The 20,146-nt window shown below is 36.7% G+C and carries 27 protein-coding genes; 15 read left to right on the top strand and 12 right to left on the bottom strand.

Going from position 1 to position 20,146, the window contains the following annotated elements; translation table 11 throughout:
• Positions 1-145: 145 nt before the first annotated feature.
• From H4J67_RS14450 to H4J67_RS14440, 3 genes are read left to right on the top strand one after another with little or no spacing between them, the layout of a single operon-like run.
• The gene (locus H4J67_RS14450) at positions 146-886 is read left to right on the top strand and encodes a 1-acylglycerol-3-phosphate O-acyltransferase (RefSeq protein ID WP_220463151.1); all 741 of its coding nucleotides are present in this window, start codon (positions 146-148) and stop codon (positions 884-886) included.
• Between the two features lie 11 nt (positions 887-897).
• Positions 898-1,251, top strand: a complete 354-nt coding sequence (gene rraB / locus H4J67_RS14445; RefSeq protein WP_259368619.1) for a ribonuclease E inhibitor RraB — start codon at positions 898-900, stop codon at positions 1,249-1,251.
• A gap of 39 nt (positions 1,252-1,290) precedes the next feature.
• On the top strand, positions 1,291-1,449 hold the full coding sequence (locus tag H4J67_RS14440; protein WP_182169269.1) for a hypothetical protein: 159 nt from the start codon (positions 1,291-1,293) through the stop codon (positions 1,447-1,449).
• A 126-nt stretch (positions 1,450-1,575) separates the two neighbouring features.
• On the opposite strand, the gene H4J67_RS14435 is transcribed toward H4J67_RS14440, so the two are convergent.
• The 7 genes from H4J67_RS14435 to H4J67_RS14405 form a co-directional block, all read right to left on the bottom strand.
• Positions 1,576-2,016 carry a FecR domain-containing protein gene (locus H4J67_RS14435; protein WP_182204105.1) on the bottom strand — a complete coding sequence of 147 codons (441 nt, stop codon included), beginning with the start codon at positions 2,014-2,016 and terminating at the stop codon, positions 1,576-1,578.
• Positions 2,013-2,426, bottom strand: coding sequence for a FecR family protein (locus H4J67_RS14430; RefSeq protein ID WP_182204104.1), 414 nt, complete (start codon positions 2,424-2,426; stop codon positions 2,013-2,015). Before H4J67_RS14430 ends, H4J67_RS14435 begins: the two co-directional genes overlap by 4 nt.
• Before the next feature lie 267 nt (positions 2,427-2,693).
• The gene (locus H4J67_RS14425; protein ID WP_182169273.1) at positions 2,694-3,794 is read right to left on the bottom strand and encodes a phosphotransferase enzyme family protein; all 1,101 of its coding nucleotides are present in this window, start codon (positions 3,792-3,794) and stop codon (positions 2,694-2,696) included.
• A 308-nt stretch (positions 3,795-4,102) separates the two neighbouring features.
• Positions 4,103-5,413 (bottom strand): ATP-binding protein, encoded by a 1,311-nt coding sequence (locus H4J67_RS14420; RefSeq protein ID WP_182169275.1) that lies wholly within the window; start codon positions 5,411-5,413, stop codon positions 4,103-4,105.
• A 3-nt stretch (positions 5,414-5,416) separates the two neighbouring features.
• The gene (locus tag H4J67_RS14415) at positions 5,417-6,112 is read right to left on the bottom strand and encodes a response regulator transcription factor (protein WP_182169277.1); all 696 of its coding nucleotides are present in this window, start codon (positions 6,110-6,112) and stop codon (positions 5,417-5,419) included.
• 31 nt (positions 6,113-6,143) lie between these two features.
• Positions 6,144-6,614, bottom strand: coding sequence for a DUF3019 domain-containing protein (locus H4J67_RS14410; RefSeq protein ID WP_182169279.1), 471 nt, complete (start codon positions 6,612-6,614; stop codon positions 6,144-6,146).
• A complete protein-coding gene (locus H4J67_RS14405) occupies positions 6,604-7,467 on the bottom strand; it encodes a MipA/OmpV family protein (protein ID WP_182204102.1) in 864 nt (287 codons plus the stop codon). Before H4J67_RS14405 ends, H4J67_RS14410 begins: the two co-directional genes overlap by 11 nt.
• 492 nt (positions 7,468-7,959) lie before the next feature.
• On the opposite strand from H4J67_RS14405, the gene argR reads away from it, so the two are divergent.
• The 3 genes from argR to H4J67_RS14390 all read left to right on the top strand — a co-directional run bounded on the left by argR (position 7,960) and on the right by H4J67_RS14390 (position 9,439).
• On the top strand, positions 7,960-8,430 hold the full coding sequence (argR, locus tag H4J67_RS14400; protein WP_070375764.1) for a transcriptional regulator ArgR: 471 nt from the start codon (positions 7,960-7,962) through the stop codon (positions 8,428-8,430).
• Between the two features lie 207 nt (positions 8,431-8,637).
• Positions 8,638-9,123 (top strand): hypothetical protein, encoded by a 486-nt coding sequence (locus H4J67_RS14395; RefSeq protein WP_182169282.1) that lies wholly within the window; start codon positions 8,638-8,640, stop codon positions 9,121-9,123.
• A 1-nt stretch (position 9,124) separates the two neighbouring features.
• Positions 9,125-9,439 (top strand): helix-turn-helix domain-containing protein, encoded by a 315-nt coding sequence (locus tag H4J67_RS14390; protein WP_182204101.1) that lies wholly within the window; start codon positions 9,125-9,127, stop codon positions 9,437-9,439.
• Between the two features lie 59 nt (positions 9,440-9,498).
• Here the strand turns inward: H4J67_RS14390 and H4J67_RS14385 are convergent, their stop codons facing one another.
• Together H4J67_RS14385 and H4J67_RS14380 are read right to left on the bottom strand one after the other, a co-directional pair.
• Positions 9,499-10,602: an aldose epimerase family protein gene (locus tag H4J67_RS14385; protein WP_182204099.1), complete on the bottom strand. Its 1,104-nt coding sequence runs from the start codon at positions 10,600-10,602 to the stop codon at positions 9,499-9,501.
• A gap of 322 nt (positions 10,603-10,924) precedes the next feature.
• Entirely contained in the window at positions 10,925-11,746 is an 822-nt protein-coding gene (locus H4J67_RS14380; protein WP_182204098.1) for an AraC family transcriptional regulator, read from the bottom strand.
• A gap of 162 nt (positions 11,747-11,908) precedes the next feature.
• On the opposite strand from H4J67_RS14380, the gene H4J67_RS14375 reads away from it, so the two are divergent.
• The 8 genes from H4J67_RS14375 (at position 11,909) to H4J67_RS14340 (ending at position 16,022) form a co-directional block, all read left to right on the top strand.
• A complete protein-coding gene (locus H4J67_RS14375; protein ID WP_070375769.1) occupies positions 11,909-12,394 on the top strand; it encodes a YHS domain-containing (seleno)protein in 486 nt (161 codons plus the stop codon).
• A gap of 24 nt (positions 12,395-12,418) precedes the next feature.
• Entirely contained in the window at positions 12,419-12,736 is a 318-nt protein-coding gene (locus tag H4J67_RS14370) for a co-chaperone YbbN (protein ID WP_182169289.1), read from the top strand.
• A gap of 30 nt (positions 12,737-12,766) precedes the next feature.
• On the top strand, positions 12,767-13,051 hold the full coding sequence (locus H4J67_RS14365; protein ID WP_070375771.1) for a DUF2282 domain-containing protein: 285 nt from the start codon (positions 12,767-12,769) through the stop codon (positions 13,049-13,051).
• A 3-nt stretch (positions 13,052-13,054) separates the two neighbouring features.
• Positions 13,055-13,933, top strand: a complete 879-nt coding sequence (locus H4J67_RS14360) for a DUF692 family multinuclear iron-containing protein (RefSeq protein WP_259368617.1) — start codon at positions 13,055-13,057, stop codon at positions 13,931-13,933.
• Positions 13,930-14,757: a DNA-binding domain-containing protein gene (locus H4J67_RS14355; RefSeq protein WP_182169291.1), complete on the top strand. Its 828-nt coding sequence runs from the start codon at positions 13,930-13,932 to the stop codon at positions 14,755-14,757. The genes H4J67_RS14360 and H4J67_RS14355 overlap by 4 nt, the downstream gene beginning before the upstream one ends.
• Positions 14,758-14,759: 2 nt before the next feature.
• The gene (locus H4J67_RS14350; RefSeq protein WP_070375773.1) at positions 14,760-15,242 is read left to right on the top strand and encodes a DoxX family protein; all 483 of its coding nucleotides are present in this window, start codon (positions 14,760-14,762) and stop codon (positions 15,240-15,242) included.
• Positions 15,243-15,296: 54 nt separating this feature from the next.
• Positions 15,297-15,497 carry a DsbA family protein gene (locus H4J67_RS14345; RefSeq protein ID WP_182169293.1) on the top strand — a complete coding sequence of 67 codons (201 nt, stop codon included), beginning with the start codon at positions 15,297-15,299 and terminating at the stop codon, positions 15,495-15,497.
• A 180-nt stretch (positions 15,498-15,677) separates the two neighbouring features.
• Complete coding sequence (locus tag H4J67_RS14340) at positions 15,678-16,022, top strand: OsmC family protein (protein WP_259368616.1); 345 nt, start codon at positions 15,678-15,680, stop codon at positions 16,020-16,022.
• Positions 16,023-16,117: 95 nt separating this feature from the next.
• On the opposite strand, the gene H4J67_RS14335 is transcribed toward H4J67_RS14340, so the two are convergent.
• Entirely contained in the window at positions 16,118-17,095 is a 978-nt protein-coding gene (locus tag H4J67_RS14335; protein WP_182169295.1) for a C1 family peptidase, read from the bottom strand.
• 173 nt (positions 17,096-17,268) lie between these two features.
• On the opposite strand from H4J67_RS14335, the gene H4J67_RS14330 reads away from it, so the two are divergent.
• Positions 17,269-19,224 carry a RiPP maturation radical SAM C-methyltransferase gene (locus H4J67_RS14330; RefSeq protein WP_259368615.1) on the top strand — a complete coding sequence of 652 codons (1,956 nt, stop codon included), beginning with the start codon at positions 17,269-17,271 and terminating at the stop codon, positions 19,222-19,224.
• Between the two features lie 46 nt (positions 19,225-19,270).
• Here H4J67_RS14330 and H4J67_RS14325 read toward each other — a convergent pair whose 3' ends face one another.
• Together H4J67_RS14325 and H4J67_RS14320 are read right to left on the bottom strand one after the other, a co-directional pair.
• Positions 19,271-19,960, bottom strand: a complete 690-nt coding sequence (locus tag H4J67_RS14325) for an iron-containing redox enzyme family protein (RefSeq protein ID WP_182169299.1) — start codon at positions 19,958-19,960, stop codon at positions 19,271-19,273.
• Positions 19,960-20,142: a hypothetical protein gene (locus H4J67_RS14320; RefSeq protein WP_182169301.1), complete on the bottom strand. Its 183-nt coding sequence runs from the start codon at positions 20,140-20,142 to the stop codon at positions 19,960-19,962. Before H4J67_RS14320 ends, H4J67_RS14325 begins: the two co-directional genes overlap by 1 nt.
• Positions 20,143-20,146: the final 4 nt, after the last annotated feature.

Raw genomic sequence — 20,146 nt, 5'->3', positions numbered from 1 at the left:
GAAATATAGAGAAATTCAAATAGCCCGATAATTTCCATTAGATAAATAATAGCTGTTTACCCCAATTTGGGTTAATAAAAATGAGTTTTGTAGTCGAACATCTATAAGGTATACTGCGCCGATATATAATAATTAGGATGTAAATTTGTTAGCCATAATTCGTTTTATTGTCATGACACTAGCTTTAGTCTTTATTTGTTGTGCTGCTTGTATTTATAGTATTTTACGACCCTTTCATCGTAATAATGTCTTTCATACCTCGCATTATTTGAGTAAGGTTTCGACACTTTTAGGGCTAACTATCGAGGTTAGAATACCCAAAAGTATTAAAGATATTGGGCCAGCAGTTTATATATGTAACCACCAAAATAGCTACGATATTTTTACTGTTAGTGCAGCTGTTCAGCCTTCTACTGTTAGCGTTGGTAAAAAAAGTTTAAAGTGGATCCCTTTTTTCGGCCAAATGTATTGGTTAACGGGTAACATTTTAATTGATCGTTCAAATTCAAGCAAAGCTATTAATACCATAGCGTTAACTGCAAAAAAGATTACTGAAAAAGAGCTGTCGGTGTGGTTATTTCCAGAAGGAACTAGAAGTAATGGTAAAGGTTTGCTGCCTTTTAAAACCGGCGCATTTCGAACAGCACAACAAGCAAATGTACCTATTATTCCTGTTTGTGTCAGTAATTTACATGGCAAGATAAAATTAGGTCGTTGGAACAACGGTAAATTGATTATTGAGCTATTAGAGCCTATATATTTTAATGACCAAGCTAAAGAAAGTATTAGAGAAGTCGCTAACACCGCCCATAAAAGTATGCTTGTGAAAATTGCTGAGCTCAGTAAAGAGTCTGGAAACGAGCTAATCCTAAAAAATAAAGTTTAAAAATAGAGATCATGATGATAGATGAAGATTTGCAACAATGGCAAGATCACACCAATAATTTAGTGAATGCCCTTATCGAAGATGGTACCAACGAAGAGGTACATCACACTATTGAGCATCATTTTTCTAGTACAGATTTTGATCTGCTAGAAAAAGCGGCTATTACCGCTTTTAAAATGGGTTTAGAAATAGAAGACCCTGAAGAAGCTGAGCTAGAAAATGGTGATAAAGTTTTCGCTTTTGATATTATTACTGAACAACCGCTCGATGAAGAGATTATTTTCGAAGAGACTAAAAAAATGTTTGAGTTAGCCGATCTTTGTAAAGTTGATTATGATGGTTGGGGAACTTATTTCGAAGAATAACCGTTAAAGCTACATTAATAATTTTACAAGGACTTACTGATGGGATGGTTAGAAAGACTACTTAATCCGGCGACACTAGCATTATTAATCCCCATTGTTGCTATTGTTGGCGCTTATTCTGTTAATGCACTGAAAGCGCATCATAGACACCAAGAGCGGATAGAAAAAATTAAGCAGGGTCTTGATCCTGATAGCTAATATTAAGAAATTTAATATTATTAACAGTAAAACCTAATAAAAAGCAAGGTCTTAGTACTTTGCTTTTTTAGTAAATGAGATAATATTTTAAAAAAGGTCTTCGGCGCCAGCCTAGAAATAACCGCTTTAGTGATTTTTTTTATTGCTTAGGCTTAAGCGAATGATGTTATTATTTACTTTTTCGAATTGAACATTAAAGTTGTTTTTTAAAGATTCAAGCAACCCATCGATATCGTTCGCTTTAAAGTAACCTGAAACCTTTGTTTGGGTGAGTATACTATCAATGATTTCAAACTTTATGGTGGTATAACGACTAACTTCAGTTAAAGCTTCATCTAAGGGTTGACCATTAAAAACTAACATACCTTGTTGCCAAGCGAGTACTCGCTGAATTTGCTCAAAAGACATTCTTTTATTCGCGGTGTAGGCACTATTTTCTATGGTGGCAATTTCACCTGACGCAATTACTACACCAGGTAAACGGTCTGTTGTTAACCTTGTTTGTTGTTTCACTAATTGATCAATAGGCTGGTATGACTCACTAATTAAAACACGGCCTTCGGTCACAACAAGCTCGATATCTTTGTTTGATTTTTTTCTATATTAAAAATAGTCCCTAAAGCGGTAAACGAATTTTTACCCACCCTGACCATAAAGGGTCGACTTTTATCTTTAGTAACATCAAAGCTTGCTTCGCCTTTTATAAGCGTTAATAAGCGCATTTTTTTTGAAAAACTGACTTTGACTAGGCTATTGGTGTTGAGCTTAACTTTTGAACCATCAGAAAGCGAGAATCGAGCTTGCTGACCAATGCTGGTTTGCAATGTGCTTACCTCCGCAAATTGTTGTTCATTATCGTTTTGAGTAAATGTTGTGATGTTATTAACTAAGTTACTGGCAATTATCAATATAAATGCAAGGCTTACTAACATGGCGTATTTAATAAACCTTGGAGTGACGTTATTATAGCGAGCCATTATTATTCTTATTATTATATTTTGAAAACAGTGTAGGTTAAAAAACATACAATGACAATAAGGTCAAATTAGTCGACTATAAAGTACTTTATCGTATTCCTCACACATTATAACTTGGGGTTCTAGTGGCAAAAGTGGCAAAAGTGGCAAAATAACAGGCAATAAAGAAGGGAAAGGTGATTGATTAGCCGGTCGTGTCGCCTTTAATATAAGTAACAACTTTATCTCTACCCCGTTTATAAGTCTGACCAAAGGCAACAGCAGGGGTTAATTTATAGCGAGGGCACAATCAGTGGTTATTTCATTCAGTTTTTCACGATCTTTATGTAACAACTGATAAAGGTTAAGCTGATTTTTAGCACGTTCTAGATTATGATTTTGATGCTTAACATGAAAGTAATTATCGCCATCTAGATAATCAGTTAAGAATCGAACGCCGAGCATAAAAGGTAATAATTGTGCGCCAATCGTTAAGCTTTGTCTTTCAAGTGTCGACATTTTGTCACCAAAAGCTTCTATGTAGCCTTGTGCTAGCGCGCTGTAAATATCAAATCTAACAGCCATTTTTGTTAAATCTTTGCCATCTTCAGGTAAATTTGAACAGCAAGTTCTTACCATGTCACCAAAGTCATGCATAAGATATCCTTGCATGCAGGTATCTAAATCAATGACAGCCAGCGGTTGGTTGGATTTAGCACAAAATAATAAATTGTTAATTTTAGTATCGTTATGGGTAACTTGCAGTGGAAGTTGTTGAGTAAGGCTCGTGACTTCATCAATAAAAACTTGCTGTGCAAAACAAAAATCAACAAGTGCTTGGCATGAAGATAAACGCTGCTTAGCATTGGTCTCAATTACCGTTTTTAAATCATTCATTCGTTTAGATAAATTATGAAAGTCAGGAATGGTTTCGGTTAATGACGTTGCAGAAAAATCACTTAATGCTGCTGTAAACTTAGCAAAAGCTGAGCCGACCTGTCGTGCTTGTAAGGGATTTTCAACTTCTTCAACAGTAAAACAGTTGGGTATGTAGCCAATAGCACGCCAATACTCTTTGTGTTCATCAATAACAAAAGGCTGTTTATCGATAGTCGGTATTTGCCATATTGGCGATAGAGAATATAAATTCTGCTGCTTTTTTGCTAATAAATGTTGGTTAATCAATTCGGCATTATTAATGACGTCTTCTGGCTTTTTGAAAACGTTTTTGTTTATTCGTTGTAAAACAAAATTATCGTTAATATTCCACACCAAGTAAGTGCTATTAATTAAGCCATTCCCTAAAGGAGATACGCTACATTGATCAACAGAACACCGATAGTTCGTTAGCACTTGTTTTAGGAGGTTGTTATTAACAACTTTACTCATAGTTATTTACTGCTAGTGTTTAGTTTTGAAAAATAAAAAACAAAATAGTCCTTTATTTTAAAAGGGTTTAGTTAATTCTATCAAGATGAAATCAGGCGGTATACTAATAGAAAGTTATAAATATAGGAAGTTAAAGCTTTAGCATTACCCATATTTACCGTAAGTAGGGACGGTAATTAACTTAATAGGGTACTTATACAAAATTGCAGTCGCCGCTTAATCATTCTTTCTGTAAATGATAACGATAATAGCATACTCATTTTATTATGATCACACCTTGTGTTGTTACAAAGTATTGTAAATGATTATTATTTTTCTATTTGGCTCTGCGCCGGAAAGAGTAGAATAAATCGTGCCCCTGATAAATGAAGACCTGCAATGACTTTAATGGTTCCTTGGTGCCAATCCATCACTTTAGCGCTAATAGCAAGCCCTAAACCAAAGTGTCCTTGCTCTCGTGAACGTGAACTATCAAGTTTTATAAAAGGTGAAAAAATGACGTCTCGTTTATCTTTTGGAATACCTTTACCGTCATCTTCTACCGCAATGGAAAACCCCTGCTGGGTTAGCTCTACCGATAATATGACTTGTGAATTGGCATGCTGAATAGCATTACTGACTAAGTTTAATGCGGCGCGATAACACCAATGAAAGTCTAAAGAATAGAATTTCTCTATGCTTAACGACTGACAAGTTAATTTAATATTATGTTGCTCTGCTAATGATTGACAGTCGCTGGTCACGAGCTCAATGAGGTTATTGACATCAATTAATTCGGTATTTAAATGAAAGCTCTGTCGTTCCATACCCGCATAGTCAAGAAAAGCAGTTGTCATATCTTCCATGCGGGTCAATTCGTTTTCCATACGTAAAAGATAGTTATTTTTTTTGTTTAAATCATCACAGTCTAATGCTGCTTCAACGCCAAATCGCAGGCATGACATAGGTGTGCGAATATCATGAGAAATACTGCGGGCAAGAATTTTATTGTCAGCAACCAATTTCTCTATGCGCGCCGCCATATTATTAAAGCTGCTTTCTAAGGTGTTTATATAAGATAAACGGTTATAAGGAACACGTATTGATAGATCGCCAGCGCCAATTTTAGCAGCGGCAAATGTCAGTAAATAAAGGCGACGAGTTAATGGCAACAGCCAGAGCAGTAAAATACCACAAATGCCTAGATAGAGGATCAAGGTGAAAAGTAGATTTTCTTGTTCATTTTCTGGCACCATCGGTGGTAATTGTAAATGTATCAGCGTTTGTGGATACAAGGATATCTTTCTTAATAAATAAGCATCATCTTGAGAAGCGAGTAATAAACCACCTGATTGTGAGAGTTGTGCCAGTAAAGAGGGTGGCAGAGCAATGTTATCGGTACTTTCAAGTGAAACATTGACTTGAAAGTTCTTTGCTAATTGATTGGTTTTTTCCAATAATTCATCAGCTTTTATGCTTGATAACTGTTGCTCAAAACCATCAATGAGTTTCTGGTAAACCACTAACTCTGTATTTTCATGTTCATTACCTTGTTTTGCGACCAGTTTATCTAGTCCCCAACTTATAATGAATAATGCCCCCAACACGGCAACTACCATACTGATATACAAGCGTTTCATTTTTTATTCAGCCCACGCATCGGCCACAAATAAATAGCCTTTACCCCAAACAGTTTTAAATTTTTGTGGTTTTTGTGGATCGTCTTTAAATATTTTCCGTAGTGTTGAAAGCATCACATCAAAACGGCGATCTTGTCCGTCATATTCGCGACTTTTTAACGCTTTAAATACGGTGTCTCTGTCAACAACTTCGCCAGCATGGCTAGCAAGAAAAGTTAAAAAGGCAAATAAACTGGTCGATAATTCCACCTCTTCATTTTTATAGGTGACTCGCTTAGCTTCACCATTAATAATGAGTGAACCGAAGGTTATTATTTGCGTAGATGATTCGGTTGGCGCGCTATGCTTAAGCGCACCCGTTATTCTCGCTAGTAGGGCACGTGGACGAACAGGTTTTATTACATAGTCATTAGCGCCGGCCTCTAAGCCTATAACTTCATCAAACTCATCCGCTCTAGCGGTAAGCATTATTATCGGTAACTGACTTTCTTGGCGAATCAATCGGCATACTTCAATACCATTCAAACCAGGTAACATAATATCGAGCAATACCAATTGTGGTTGAAATTTTGCCATGGCGGCCATGACTAAGTCACCACGAGCGACATGATCAACAATAAAATTTTGTTCGCGAAGATACTCACAAACCCAATCAGCTAAGGTTAAATCATCTTCTACTAATAAGATTCGACTGGTCATTTTTTTATCCTTATTACATCTGACGTTAGCATTAAAATATACGCCAGCGACGTTTTCTTGGGGTTGCTTCGTGCACCCAGCTTACTTCTACTGCGGTTTCTGCAATAACTTGCTTGTCTTTAGAGGACATCAGCTGGAATTCAATTTTATTATTTGATTCAAAATTAAAAATAATTTCGTTGCCATTGCTACTTTTCCAGCATTTTATGTTTTGCTGAACTGTTCGTGCTGTTTTTTCTGGTTTAATCAACAGACAATAATCTTGCTTAATATCGCTAGACCAGTTTATTTTTACGTTAGCGTAACAGGTTCTGCCATATCGCAAAGCAATACAGTTCGCAGGTTGTGCTGAAAAGCTCACGTGATTTTCTGGCGATTTTTCGACTAGCTGAACTTGTTTCTCCTGTGTTATTTCTGCGGCGACACTAGACGTCGACCCTGCGAATAAACAGCTTAGTAATAACCACTTTTTAGCAAGTCCTTTGCTAAATTTAAAAGACATAAAGTACCCCTAACATCACTTGTGTTAAGTGTTGCTGGCCAATTAGAGGGCTGTCATTATAAGAAGCAGAATAATAACTTTGAGTTACACCACCATTAAACGACCACTTTTGAGAGATAGGGTAGCGAGCAAATACTTCTAATTGTGCTTTATAACTGCTACCGGGTTTATAAAAAGAACGCATATCTGAAACTTCATTTTTATTAACACCGACAAAGTAATCAGTCACTTGTGATGAATAGTGGGTAAGACCTGCGCCAAGATAAATGTCCCAATTTCTATAGGGAAGCAACTTGCTATAAAAGATATCAGCCACCCAGCCATCGGTGATAAGTGCGGCGACATCGACCGATAAAATAGCATCGTCATAAAAGTGGGAATAACGAAAGCCTAACCCTTCACCCGAGTCTCTTTCTTGTAAACCGAGTAAGGTGGAGATACCAGAGTCGCTATTTTTTATTAATTCTTTAGGCTGATAACCCTGTACATAAGTTTTGGTGATAATATCGAGTTCCCAATTGTCTTTAACAATGAGTTCGTAGCCTATTTCACCTCCTAGCGTGACAGCATCAGAGCGACGATGATTTGATTGGATAAAAAAACCTTTGTAATAAACATCAAGTAACAGTGAAATATTAAGGTAATCTTCAAATTCTGATGGCTCAACCCCCATTAATTGACTCTGTTGGTAAATACCTGAGATCCCACCCATAGCTTGCCAGCTGAATGTTTTATCAAATACCGTAGTTTCATTTTCATGTTGTGGATCAGCAGATAAAGCGGGTACTGATATAAATGTCAGTAATAAAAACAACAGTTGATAGGTACTTCTTATTAAGTTTTTACTCAACATTATTTGCAGCCTATTAAGCGATGGGTCATTGAAAGATAATTGTTCATGATTCTTCGATAAATTCTTATTATTTTTTATATAACTAAATGTTAACAAATGTAAGCAAGTTTTGTCAGACATATGCGTTTGAAAAATGTTTAAAAATTGTAAGCAAGTAAATATGTATGACTATCAAGTAAAGTAAAATTGCTGCTTAGCGTATCAGCAGTAAATCAAAAGTAACGAAGGGTAAACCCGGATACTAATCGAATAAAAGAAGGGTATACCCTCGCGAAGTACTATCGTAAAAGTTATTAAATTCAGCTGTTTATTGCCCAGTTTTTACTTTTTTTTGTTTTGGGCTAAGGCTTGATTCATGTGGCGTTATATCCTTAGGTGTTATTTCTTTAGAGAAAATACCAAGTTAACACTAGTTTTTATAAATTTGTCTAGGTGAATATAGTGTTAATCGCTTAAAATAAAAAATAATATAATTACTGTACCAGCGAAGATATGATTTCTAGCCGTAAAAAAAATGAAGCAGAATTAGTTTTAGCATTTAAATCCTTATTAAAAGATCAATGCTACGGTTCACAAAGTCAGCTCGCTGAAGCTTTAGATAAGCAAGGTTTTAAAAACATGTCACAAGCGAAAATATCTCGTTTGTTGTCAAAACTTGGCGCAGTTAAAATGCGTAACGCCAATACTGAAGTTGTTTATATTTTACCTGATGAGCTTGCAGTACCTAAATCAAAGCAATCTATTCAGTCGGTTGTGGTCAGTGTTAAGCATAATAATATGCAAATAATTTTGAAAACCGGTATTGGTGGTGCGCCATTGATTTCGAGAATGCTAGACAGTTTAGGTGAACCCGCCGGAATTTTAGGCACATTAGCTGGCGATGATACTATCTTTATTGCCCCGATAGATATTAATAGAATCGATGAAATCACCCAACAAATTAAAGATTTATTAGATGTATAGTTAACTAGGTTGACTTAGCATAAAAGAGGGCAACAATTATGTTGCCCTCTTTTATTTTGTGTTGTTTAATATTTTCAATACGTTAGTTTCTGTGACACTGATGTTGTCATATGACATTTAGGGGTACTGTCACCTCAATGACGCAGACTTTATTACTGAAAAAAGTTTTACTGGCCTCACACAAATAAGACTAACTAAGGCAACATTATGGAAAATAATATAGAAAACACGACAAAGAAAAGCACAGAAAAAAATATACCGCCGAATACGATAACAGCTGAACAAGATTTGGAAGGTACGATAAGTTTTCGCGAAGGTTTCAACTATAGCTTTATTGAGGGTGACCATACTGTTTACTTAAATTGCTCAGCGGTTAATGGTAAAGAGCGACTTTATGTTGATGATGTCTTGGTCTCTGGAAAATGGTCGTTTAGACGTAAATCAATTCATCATTTTTCTATTGGTGCAGACTCTTATGAAGTTGAATTACATGTTGTTAATATGTTTACCGGTGAAACTCACTGTACCTTGATAAAAAATGATGTCCATGTAAAAACCATAAAAAAAGCCTTAAAGAAAAGTCGCCAACTCAGTAAAGATAAGCTCTGGTGGTACATCCCATATTGTTTCTTAGCGGGAGGGCTGTTGGGATTTTTATTGGCAAAAGTCTTCTTTATGTTGTTTGGTAAATAATATGGACGTTAACGCTAAAAAAATAAAAGAGTTACGTACGGCCAAAGGTTGGACACAACAACATTTAGCCGATGCCTGCGCTATTAGTTTACGAACGGTTCAACGAGTAGAGCGTTACGGGAATGCCTCCCAAGATACGGTACTTGGTCTATCGTCAGTTTTTGAAACAGCACAAAGCAATATCATTGTTGTTGAAGCGCTTGAAGTAGATCTTGTCGGTGGAGTAGAAAAGGGGAGTGGTCAAAATAAGCAAGTATTTTTTGCTGCGATCTTTGGTGCAATGGCTGGCGCTTTGATTATGTTTATTATTAAATAAGCTAGCAGGCATAGAAAGGATTAAAGCTTCTTTCTATGCCTATGCTTATCCTTTTGACGCTAAAGACAAGAAAAAACCCAGCGAGTCTTACTATAAAAATCTGCTTCAGGGGTCAATAGCACATTGTCGATAGAGCAACCTTTGTGCAAGCTATTAGCGCGTTGGGTTTCTAAACAAAGTGCAGCGCGTGACTGGTATCGGCAGTGGTCTTTACCTACTTGGCTACCGTCAATATAATTGGCGGTATATAAAATTAAGCTAGGTTGGTCTGAATAAATACTTAGGCAACGCCCAGAGTATTTTTCGACAGCTTGTGCTGCAAGCACTTCCCCCGCTAAAGATTCTTTATTTAAAAGCCAATAATTGTCATAACCCAAGCCAATTTTTATTTGTTCATCTTCACCGTTTATTTCATCGCCCAAAGTACGTAAGTCTGTAGCGTTGGTAAAATCATGAACCGTTCCAGCAACCGGTCTTTTTTCACCTGTCGGATAGACACGTTCACACATAGGTAAAAAATGGTCAGCATTAATATAAACTTGATGATCTAAAATATTACCACTGTTATGTCCCGCTAAATTAAAATAACTGTGTTGCGTTAAATTAACTAAGGTGGCTTTATCGGTACTGGCAAAATACTCAAGGGTGAATTGGTTATCGTCATCTAAAGTATAAATTACTTTGAAGTTAACGGTGCCGGGAAAACCTTCTTCGCCATCAGGGCTAGTATAAGTGAGCGCTACACTTGCCGAGCTGTTATTTTGAAATTTATTGGCCTGCCATAATTGCTTGTTAAGGGCTTTTTTTCCTCCATGAAGTTGGCTGTCAGGAGCATTTAAGGCCAGCTGAAAAGTTTCATCAGCAATACTGAAAGTCCCTTGCTCAATTCTACCAGCGAAGCGACCAATCACGGCGCCTAGATAATAAGGGTCGTGTTCGTAGCTTTCAATGTTATCGTAACCTAAAACGATATCAGCAATCATACCCTTGTTATCTTGCGTGTTAATGGCGGTAATTATGCCGCCAAAGTTAGTAATACTGATCCGAGTACCAAGGTTGTTTTGTAGGGTAAAAAGTTGTGTCGATTCACCCGTGGATAATTGACCAAAATCAGCGTTTGTTAGTCGTCTAACCTTACTTTTATTGACTAAATGTTCTTTCACCAAAAATTTCCCTGCATATACCGCTATCTTCTCATCAATAGATCATATTGAAGCTAAATGTTTAAGCAAATAAAAATTGTAATGTTTTTTAGTTTACGGTTTGGCGGTTAAATAAAAACAACATCAGTATTGCATAAATTATTATTTATAATCTATTTTTCAATAGCTGGTTTTATTATTAAAGATAACTTCATTAGTAGCGCTAAAGTATTTTGTTATTAAAACACAATAAACTTCACTTACACTCCATCATCTTTCTCTCGTTAATAGCAGCAAATTTTGGTTGCCCAAAAAATAAGTCCTGTCACATAGTCAAATTAAGTTAGCGTGTTTGTTCAAGCCACTGCTTTGGGGATATTCCCAGTTTTTTTCTAAATACCCGTGCTAATGCCGAGCCATTTTCATAACCAACGGCATTAGCCACTAATGCCACAGATTTATCTTGTTTTAGTAAGCCTTTAGCCACAACAATACGCCAATTAATTAAATAATCTCCTGGACTTTGACCAACAGTACATTTAAAAATATCTGCAAATTTTGAACGGGACATCATTGCAAGCTCAGACATTTCTTCTAAGCTCCACTGTTGCTGTGGCGTATTATGAATAGCTAATAATACCCTCGAGACTTGAGGGTGGGCCAATCCTGCGAGTAATCCATGCTGCATAATATTATTATCGAGTACATGGCGAAGTACATGAATAAGAAAGATATTGGTTAACGAATTAATCATAGGAAGTCGTCCACATCGTTCGTGAAATGCTTCTTCGAATAACCAATCTGCAGTTTTTTTCAGTTTTTCGTCTTCGCCAAGTGTAAAGAGCATTCTCGCAGGCAGAGCATTAGCTATGGGGTTAGAGGAGCCTTCGTTATAGATGATGTTAGCGCAAACTAATTCAGGGGGATTGTGCTCACTACCAATAATACGATGAGCATGAGGTGTTGGGAAAAATAACACGGTCGGTTCATTAATTAATTGAGGTTTACCTCGCTCATCAATCAGCGTTAACTCTCCACTGCGAAGTAAGTGCAGGTGTCCCTGATTTTGCTCGCGATTAAAATGACTAATACCACATAAATTTCCGGCAAAGAAAACCTCAGTATTCATCGAAAAGCGTTGCAAGATGACTGAAAGTTGATCCATTTTATCTCTCTTTATGCCTATTCTGGACGATTGGGTTCAAAGTTAGGACTATCTCATTCCTTTTAGGCAATTGAAAGGCCTATATTATCAATCAAGGAAACATCCTTATTAATAAACAAACCTTGAACATGACACAGTAAAATTAAATACTGGAGCAACAAAATGAAAATTTCAACATTGATAAAATCTACTTTCGCAACTTCTGCATTATTAGTTAGCAGTTTAAGTTTTGCGGCGAATATTGAAGTAAATGCCAATGGTAATGATTTAGCGATTAAAGGCTATGATACCGTATCTTATTTTACTAAAGGCTCACCAACGAAAGGCTCAGATCAATTCACAGCAGCTTACAACGGCGCTATTTATCAGTTTTCTACGGCAGATAACCGTGATCTTTTTAAATCTGAGCCCAGTAAATATGCACCACAGTACGGTGGTTTCTGTGCCTTTGGCGTTACGATGAATAAAAAGTTTGATACAGATCCTATGGCCTGGCATATCCGTGGTGACAAATTATATTTAAACCTCAATAAAGACGTACAAAAAAAATGGGTAACAGATATTCCGGGTTACATTGAAACAGCTCAGACTAATTGGACCGATATTAAAGGGTTAACAGAAGCGCAAATTGAAAAGATTTACGACTAATACTCACCCATTAGGTAAGGATTGATGATTAAAAAACTAGCATTAGGTGACTCAATTGATGATCTATTATCTCAGCATCAATATTCACTGTTATATTTTACTGCTTCATGGTGCGGGCCATGTAAAACAATGGATCCCATCGTTGAAGAAGCCTCTGACCTGATGAAGAATAGATTTAACACGATTAAAATTGATGTCGATAGTATGGCAAGTGTAGCTGCTGATTATGGTATACGTAGTGTACCAACGCTGATGTTGGTGAAAAATAGTGTCATTATTGAACAACGTGTAGGTGGGTTACCACCACAAGAATTAATACAATGGTTAGAGCAACAAACCTAGTTGCTCATTTAAACAATAATAGGATAAATCATGAATAATAAATTATTAGTAAGTGCAGCACTAGCTGCAGTAATTTCGACAGGTATTGTTGCACCAGCAGAAGCAGCAGATAAGAAAGAAAAATGTTATGGCGTAGCAAAAGCGGCACAAAACGATTGTGCAAATTTAGCAGGTACCCATTCATGTGCCGGTCAGTCAAAAGTAGATAATGATAAAGGTGAATGGAAGCTAGTAACAAAAGGCACTTGCTCAACACTTGGCGGACTCTCAAAAGCAGATGCTAAAAAGCTTTATAAAGCAACGAAAGGCGCTTAAATAATGAGTATGTCGGTATTAAACAGTAATGTAATGATAGGCGTTGGTCTAAGGCACCCTCATTTTACCGACATATTAACTCAGCCCAAACAGGTTGATTTTATTGAAGTACATTCGGAGAACTTTTTTGGCCAAGGCGGAGCTGCGTTATCTGTACTTAAACAAGTTAGAGAAAAATACCCAGTCAGTTTGCATTCAACGTCAATGGGGCTTGGCTCTGTACAGAATATTCCGCAGCATTACTTGGATCGTTTGAAAATATTAGCGGAAAATATTGACCCATTTCTTATGTCTGAACATGCCTGTTTTACTTGGGGACAGCAACAAGGGCAAGTTATTCACAGTGGTGATCTGTTACCGATTGCACATACTCAGCAGACGTTAGCCACGATGTGTGAACAAGTTGAAAAAGTACAAGATTTTTTAGGGCGGGAACTTATTATTGAAAATGTTTCTGCTTATATAAAGTTTGATGAAAGCCATCTTTCAGAGGCTGAATTTTTAGCGCAGCTCTATCAACGTACGGGGGCAAAAATATTGTTAGATATTAATAACATTGCCGTTAATAGTGTGAACTTTGATAACAGCGATATTCAGCAATCTATCACTGATTATATTAATGAATTACCCGTGGCGAGTGTGGCACAAATTCACTTAGCCGGTTGTAGCATACCTTTGGTGGGAGAGTTGACCATTGATGATCATGCTTGCCCTGTTTCTGATGAAGTTTGGTTAGGCTATAAAAAAGCGCTAACCCGTTTTGGGGCACTGCCGACACTTATTGAATGGGATAGCGACTTGCCCGAGTGGTCAGTACTGGTTGCTGAAGCTAAAAAAGCGCGTGATATTGCCGATGCGGTATTAGTGAGAAAGAGCACATGAGTGAACAATCTGAAACTGAACTATGCATTAATGAACCAGGTAAAAATGAGCTCAATAAAAGTCTTCAGCAAATATTGCTAGACGTTATTTGGCATGAAGGTTCAACTGTTTTAGAACAATGTGGTTTTGATGCTAAAGGTATTAACATTTATCGACGAAATTTACTGGCTAACGCTCAACGAGCATTAACGATTAGTTTTCCAACAGTATTTGAATTGTTAGATAGTGATATTGGCGAAGACCTAGTTTATCAATTTTTAAGGAAATCGCCACCAGACCAAGGCGACTGGGCTCTATGGGGAGAAAATTTTTCTCACTTTTTAGAAACAACAAAAATAGCTATGATTTATCCTTATATTTCTGATTGTTCCACTCTAGATTGGCACATTCATTGTGCATTAAATGGTCGTGATCAGACCTTGGTACAAACGTCATTGCAAGTGCTTGGTGAAAGTGAACCTAAGCATATTTTTATTGAATTTAATCAGAATGTGCGCGTGTTGAAAACAGCATTTCCATTAGAAGATATTTTTTATGCACACCATCATGAAGATGAACAGCAACGAAAAATGGCAATGAATAATGCAAAGCAAGCACTATCAGTAAAGCCTTTAGAACAATTTGTGATGGTTTACCGTCCCGAATATCAGCCCAAAGTAACAACATTAACTATAAATGAAGGTCGTTTTATCAATGACTTACTGGCTGGTAAATCATTAGAACAAGCCCTTAATGCGGTTAATCATGACAACGAATTTTCATTTGAACAATGGCTTATTAGTGCTATTGAATGTAACTTAATTTATTATTTTAAAGAGAAATAACCATGGATACTTTACAAAATCTATTTTTACAAACCAGCCTTTTTTATCGTAATGTTGCCAGTAAAATTAGTATGTTAGAACCCGTCGCATTGTTAGCTGCGCGTTTTTATGTTGCTTGGGCCTTTTTCGCCTCGGGATTAACAAAGCTCAGAGATTGGGAGAGTACACTGATGTTATTTGAATATGAATATCAAGTACCTGTATTACCGTTTGAATTAGCCGCTTATTTAGGTACCGGTGCAGAAATTATTTTACCTTTGTTATTAATGGCTGGATTAGCGAGTCGATTTTCTGCTTTAGGTTTGTTTTTTGTTAATATTGTTGCTGTGATAAGTTTAGAAGATATTGCGCCAGTTGCTTATGCTGAACATGTATTATGGGGAGTATTACTCGCATTGGTTGTTATCTTTAATGGTGGGCGTTTTGCGTTAGACCGACTCGTTGAAAAACAGTTATTCAATGGCAAAGTTTCAACAGTCTCATAGGTAATTTATTTAACTATAATCATCAATGATAAGTCATACAGGGAAATATTTGTAATGACGATACCTATTTCTCATTGCCCGAGCGGCTTCCTTCTCGGTGATGCAGCGGCACTCATTACTCTTGATGCTTTTATTGATATTCAATGCCCACATTCTCGCACTACCTGGCCAACGTTACTGGCAGTGTCTGAACATTATAAAGATAAGCCTGTTAGTCTTAGAGTGCATTTAATCACCCTGAATAATCACCGATAGGCTTGGGATATGAGTTTAGGGCTATTTGCATTAGCACAGGGTGGCGCAAGTAAGCTTATGATTTAAAAGAATTAATATTTGAGCGACAAGTACAATTTTATAATGATAAGTTTTTACATAAGTCTCACTATGATTTAATTTAATTTAATTAAATTGATTGATCACTGGTATGCAGATGAATTGACTCAGTCAGGTGGGAAGAATTCAGGTCCAGATCCCTATGAATATTTACTTGCTGCTTTAGGCACTTGCACGGCAATGTCCATTCGTATGTACGCCGACCATAAAAAAATATCGCTTCAGCACGATGAAGTTTCTTTATCCCACGAGCGTCATTATTTAAATGATGTAGACAAAGCGTCAGAGCATGATCAAAAGATAGAATCATTACTCCACAAAGTTCAGTTGTTTGGGCTGTTAAGTGATAATGAAAAAAAACAATTAATTGAAATAGCTGACCGTTGTCCTGTACATCGAACATTGCACAATAATCCGCAAATATTAACGGTATTGATTGATGGTTAGGCCAACGTATCTAAGTTTATATAGCTAAGTTTCTCTACCTGAGATTAATGCCATTAAATGGTCACCCCTGTGTCTCATAACCTGTTACTCAGTAATTAGTCATGAGTCAAACACCAAAAGCTAAAGGTGTTATCTTGTGACTCTTCAGCCTGACTTATTTGATTGGTGTTATATTTACCAATAAAAAAATCATAAGGTATATAGCAATAGCCTTGGTCACCAAATTCTTTACCCCATGAATTTATTACAATAAAGTGCTGTGCCGCATCATTATATCCAACGGCTAGTAAGGCATGACCACCGAGCATAACTTCATTTTGGGCTGGCATAGTAAAAATACCACTCGCCGGTGTTAAGTAAAAACTTCTCGGCACCATCATGCTAAAAATAACGGGAAAGCCTTTCGACAAAGATAATTTTAGGTCGAGTAAACCGTTATCTAGGGTTAATTTGCAATAACGGGTGATGATATGTTTTTTTGCTTGTGTGAGTGCCTGCACAGAGGGGCTTTGTGAAATAGCAGCATGTAACTCGGTTTCATTGTCTTTTAGTGCTTTTGCTATCGCTGCTGCAATTTCTGCAACGCTGCCTGTTCTAATAATATCTTTAATGCTTTTGGGTAATGTTGTTTCAGGATAAGACCAAGAGATTTCTGAACAAATACCGTTTTTAAACAGTAATTTAATTCCGTTACGAATAAAAACGGGGGCATTTAAATCAACTTTATCTTCTATTACCCGTTCATTGTAGTAAATGAACATTTGTGAAGCATCGATATTACTGATGTTCTCGTTAATAAAAGGCTGATTATCTTTGACTAAATAAAGTTCAGCCGCTACGGCAATAGCACAGGCTGAGCATGAATTAAGTAAGCCTTGGTTAATTATTTCTGAGGTAAGACTTTTGCGTAAATCTACCCTAGGGAGAATATCTTCAGCCATTTGCTCTTTTAATCTAACTGGGCAAGTTATATGGTTGTACTGGGGCGATTTGTCACCGTGATGCAGACAAAATTGGTGATCACGATGATCATTGATATCAGGTTGTATGGTTCTTTTATGCAAGGCTTCCATGTCTTTTTCAATTTTATAAACAATAACAATGACTAAAGATACAATATTTGCTTTGTTAGGTCGATAAGAGTGTATGAACTTTGTCCTTTATACCAAAGAGATTAAAGGAAGCGAAAAATAATTTTAGTTGTTAATATATCGATCAATTAAATTTAATCAGACCTGTCTCTTTCATGCTTTCAACTATCTACTTGATCAATATGCCGTATTCTTCAATTACTCGGCCTTCTCTAGCACTGGGGCTCATTGAAAATTATATTAATAAATATGGTCACCAAGTAGAAACAATATATGGCAATGTTGAATTCTCGACAAAAATTGGCCTTGAACTTTATGATCAAATAGACAACTCTTTTTTTGAACATCTCATTGGCGAATGGACATTTTCTCGTGGTGCTTTTCCAGAAAAAAAACCTGATGACGACGGTTTCTTTGGGCTATTTACTGATTTGACCGACACCATAAAACAGCAACTTTTATCCACTAGGAATAAAGCTGAACAATATATTGCTGAGTTAGCTGATCGCATCCTAGCAAACTCACCCAAAGTCGTTGCCTGTACTTCTACCTTTCAACAAAATTGTGCCTCTTTGGCGTTACTACGCATGATCAAAGAAAAAAATAGCAATGTAGTAACAATGATGGGAGGAGCGAACTGTGAAAGTATTATGGGTCAAACCATTAGTGAGTCTTTTCCGTGGGTTGATTACGTTTTTTCAGGTGAATGTGACGATGTTATCGGTAAGTTCATTGATAAGCTGATGCGTAATGAATTTATTGGCACGCATAACTTACCATATGGTTTTATTTGCCAACAAAATAATGACTTACTACTCTCACAAAGCAAGGTGTCTACTAAGCCACCACGTGGCTATATTGAAGATATGGCTCAGGTGGCTACCCCCATTTACGACAGCTATTTTAGTACGTTAAATAATTTAGGTTTAACGGCAAGTATTCATCCGGGTTTGTTAGCTGAAACCTCGAGAGGATGCTGGTGGGGAGCCAAAAAGCATTGCACTTTTTGTGGCTTAAACGGTGTTAGCATGACGCATCGTTCAAAGTCTTCGTCAGCAGTATTAGCTGAATTTGAGGAGCTTCATCAAAAATACAACATTAATAAATTAGAAATTGTCGATAATATTTTACCGATGGAATACATGAAAACAGTGCTACCTGCATTAAGTAAGGAGCAAAAATATAATATCTTTTATGAAACAAAGTCTAACCTGAAAAAAGAGCATGTCGCTCAACTTGCAGATGCTGGGGTTAAATGGATACAACCTGGCTTTGAAAGTTTGCACGACGATTTTTTAAAGCTCGTTGCTAAAGGTGCTACCGGTATTCAAAATGTTTCTGCACTTAAATGGAGCTTAAATTTTGGTGTGAGAGTTTCATGGAATTTGTTATGCGGAGCGCCAAACGAAAAAGACCATTGGTATGATGAAATGGCAGAAATACTGCCGCTTATTATGCACTTACAACCACCTTATCATGAGCTGATTAAAATACGCTATCCGCGCTTTAGCCCTTACTTTAAAGCCCCTGAAAAGTACGGTTTAACGCTTGAACCATTACAAAGTTATCAGTATATTTATCCTTTAACAGAAAATGAACTTGCTAATATCGCCTATTTTTTTGATGAAAAATCAACAAAAGATAAAGCTATTTTTAGTTTAACGGTTGGTAATGTTCACAATATAGCGGGCCATAAGTTACTACAAGAGCAAGTTACGCTATGGTCACAGCAATGGAGTGGTAGCTCAGTACCTTTACTTTATATGAGCGACCAAGGCGAAAACATTGTTGTTATTGACACCCGTAAAGTGGCCACTAACGTTACCCATCAATTATCAGGTTTAACAGCATGTATTTACAGATTATGTGAAGAGCCAGTATCAAAAAGTCGCTTAATCAGTAAGTTAGCCGCGTTAGCACTCCCTAATGATGACATCAACGTGAATAAAGCATTAGCAATACTGATAAAAAACAAATTGTTGCTCTCATTGAGTCACTGTTATTTAGCACTTGCATTAAAAGGGCAAACGCCGAAGTTACCCGATGTAAAAGATTATCCTTCAGGGTATTTGAATTTAGACAAAGCAGTAAAGGCGGTTGTCATCGGGTGAGTGGATATCAAAAGAATAATAACGAATCGTGATATTAAGTACTCGTTTATTGTTGAACAGGTGCTACCCGACAAACATCTTCCATCACTAAAGCGACATAGCGATAAGTCTGAAAAGCACTGAGTTCCATCAATTTATATTGCTCTTGCGTTAATGGTAAAGCGTTTATTGTGTCTATAATGTCTTGCTTATGATGTAGATCAACTTTGGCATGATGCATTAAACTATTAAAGCCTGCTGCCGGTAGGCCTGAAGTTTCAATTAATGTTTCAACATATTCAACGGTAGGGTGGTTCACCTCTAAACAGGCCAAGTATCCCATAAAGGCAATCGGGTCAGCATGGCGGATCCAGTAATATTGTGAACCAATTAAGGCGGCTAAATTGGTTGAAGGTATTTTATTGATAACAGACTCTCTGGGTACCCCAAGTACTTCTAGATCTTCTAAGCACCACTCGTCATGATTAAGCTCTTCAGGAATATGTTTTTCCATGTAAGCAATAAGGGGTTTTGATATAGGGTCTTTAGGACGTAATTCAGCGCAACGAATAACTTCTTTCATCAATTCTGTAGATGTCGTTGATATTTTATAATTTACGATGGCTTGTTCTATGCAAACATCAGGGTAACAAGCAAGTTGAGTAAAGGTACTATTTACAGCACCTGCTCGTATTTTCATTAACAAAAGGTTTGTATTTAAACGTTGGTAATGCATTAACGTATTCTTTTTTTCCATTAAACAATAACGCCAACAGGCTTATCATTGCCTTTGTTCGCACTTTTATGAATAGATTCTAATTGCGCAACTTCTTCTTTTGATAAACTATCGATCGCTTTTAGGTGTTCATCACTTAGCTCTGCTTTGTTGACAACTCCAGCGTCATGAAGTTGATCTACGTTACTTTTATTATTAGACATATTT

Source organism: Colwellia sp. BRX10-4 (assembly GCF_014077465.1).
Taxonomy (GTDB): Bacteria; Pseudomonadota; Gammaproteobacteria; order Enterobacterales; family Alteromonadaceae; genus Colwellia_A.
This window is presented reverse-complemented; position numbering and strand designations above follow the sequence as displayed.

Coding starts and splice junctions, on each gene's coding strand:
- rraB (WP_259368619.1), top strand. CDS start 898: ATGATGATAGATGAAGATTTGCAACAATGGCAAGATCACACCAATAAT.
- H4J67_RS14440 (WP_182169269.1), top strand. CDS start 1,291: ATGGGATGGTTAGAAAGACTACTTAATCCGGCGACACTAGCATTATTA.
- H4J67_RS14430 (WP_182204104.1), bottom strand. CDS start 2,426: ATGGCTCGCTATAATAACGTCACTCCAAGGTTTATTAAATACGCCATG.
- H4J67_RS14425 (WP_182169273.1), bottom strand. CDS start 3,794: ATGAGTAAAGTTGTTAATAACAACCTCCTAAAACAAGTGCTAACGAAC.
- H4J67_RS14420 (WP_182169275.1), bottom strand. CDS start 5,413: ATGAAACGCTTGTATATCAGTATGGTAGTTGCCGTGTTGGGGGCATTA.
- H4J67_RS14415 (WP_182169277.1), bottom strand. CDS start 6,112: ATGACCAGTCGAATCTTATTAGTAGAAGATGATTTAACCTTAGCTGAT.
- H4J67_RS14410 (WP_182169279.1), bottom strand. CDS start 6,614: ATGTCTTTTAAATTTAGCAAAGGACTTGCTAAAAAGTGGTTATTACTA.
- H4J67_RS14405 (WP_182204102.1), bottom strand. CDS start 7,467: ATGTTGAGTAAAAACTTAATAAGAAGTACCTATCAACTGTTGTTTTTA.
- argR (WP_070375764.1), top strand. CDS start 7,960: ATGATTTCTAGCCGTAAAAAAAATGAAGCAGAATTAGTTTTAGCATTT.
- H4J67_RS14395 (WP_182169282.1), top strand. CDS start 8,638: ATGGAAAATAATATAGAAAACACGACAAAGAAAAGCACAGAAAAAAAT.
- H4J67_RS14390 (WP_182204101.1), top strand. CDS start 9,125: ATGGACGTTAACGCTAAAAAAATAAAAGAGTTACGTACGGCCAAAGGT.
- H4J67_RS14380 (WP_182204098.1), bottom strand. CDS start 11,746: ATGGATCAACTTTCAGTCATCTTGCAACGCTTTTCGATGAATACTGAG.
- H4J67_RS14375 (WP_070375769.1), top strand. CDS start 11,909: ATGAAAATTTCAACATTGATAAAATCTACTTTCGCAACTTCTGCATTA.
- H4J67_RS14370 (WP_182169289.1), top strand. CDS start 12,419: ATGATTAAAAAACTAGCATTAGGTGACTCAATTGATGATCTATTATCT.
- H4J67_RS14365 (WP_070375771.1), top strand. CDS start 12,767: ATGAATAATAAATTATTAGTAAGTGCAGCACTAGCTGCAGTAATTTCG.
- H4J67_RS14360 (WP_259368617.1), top strand. CDS start 13,055: ATGAGTATGTCGGTATTAAACAGTAATGTAATGATAGGCGTTGGTCTA.
- H4J67_RS14355 (WP_182169291.1), top strand. CDS start 13,930: ATGAGTGAACAATCTGAAACTGAACTATGCATTAATGAACCAGGTAAA.
- H4J67_RS14350 (WP_070375773.1), top strand. CDS start 14,760: ATGGATACTTTACAAAATCTATTTTTACAAACCAGCCTTTTTTATCGT.
- H4J67_RS14345 (WP_182169293.1), top strand. CDS start 15,297: ATGACGATACCTATTTCTCATTGCCCGAGCGGCTTCCTTCTCGGTGAT.
- H4J67_RS14335 (WP_182169295.1), bottom strand. CDS start 17,095: ATGGAAGCCTTGCATAAAAGAACCATACAACCTGATATCAATGATCAT.
- H4J67_RS14330 (WP_259368615.1), top strand. CDS start 17,269: ATGCTTTCAACTATCTACTTGATCAATATGCCGTATTCTTCAATTACT.
- H4J67_RS14325 (WP_182169299.1), bottom strand. CDS start 19,960: ATGGAAAAAAAGAATACGTTAATGCATTACCAACGTTTAAATACAAAC.
- H4J67_RS14320 (WP_182169301.1), bottom strand. CDS start 20,142: ATGTCTAATAATAAAAGTAACGTAGATCAACTTCATGACGCTGGAGTT.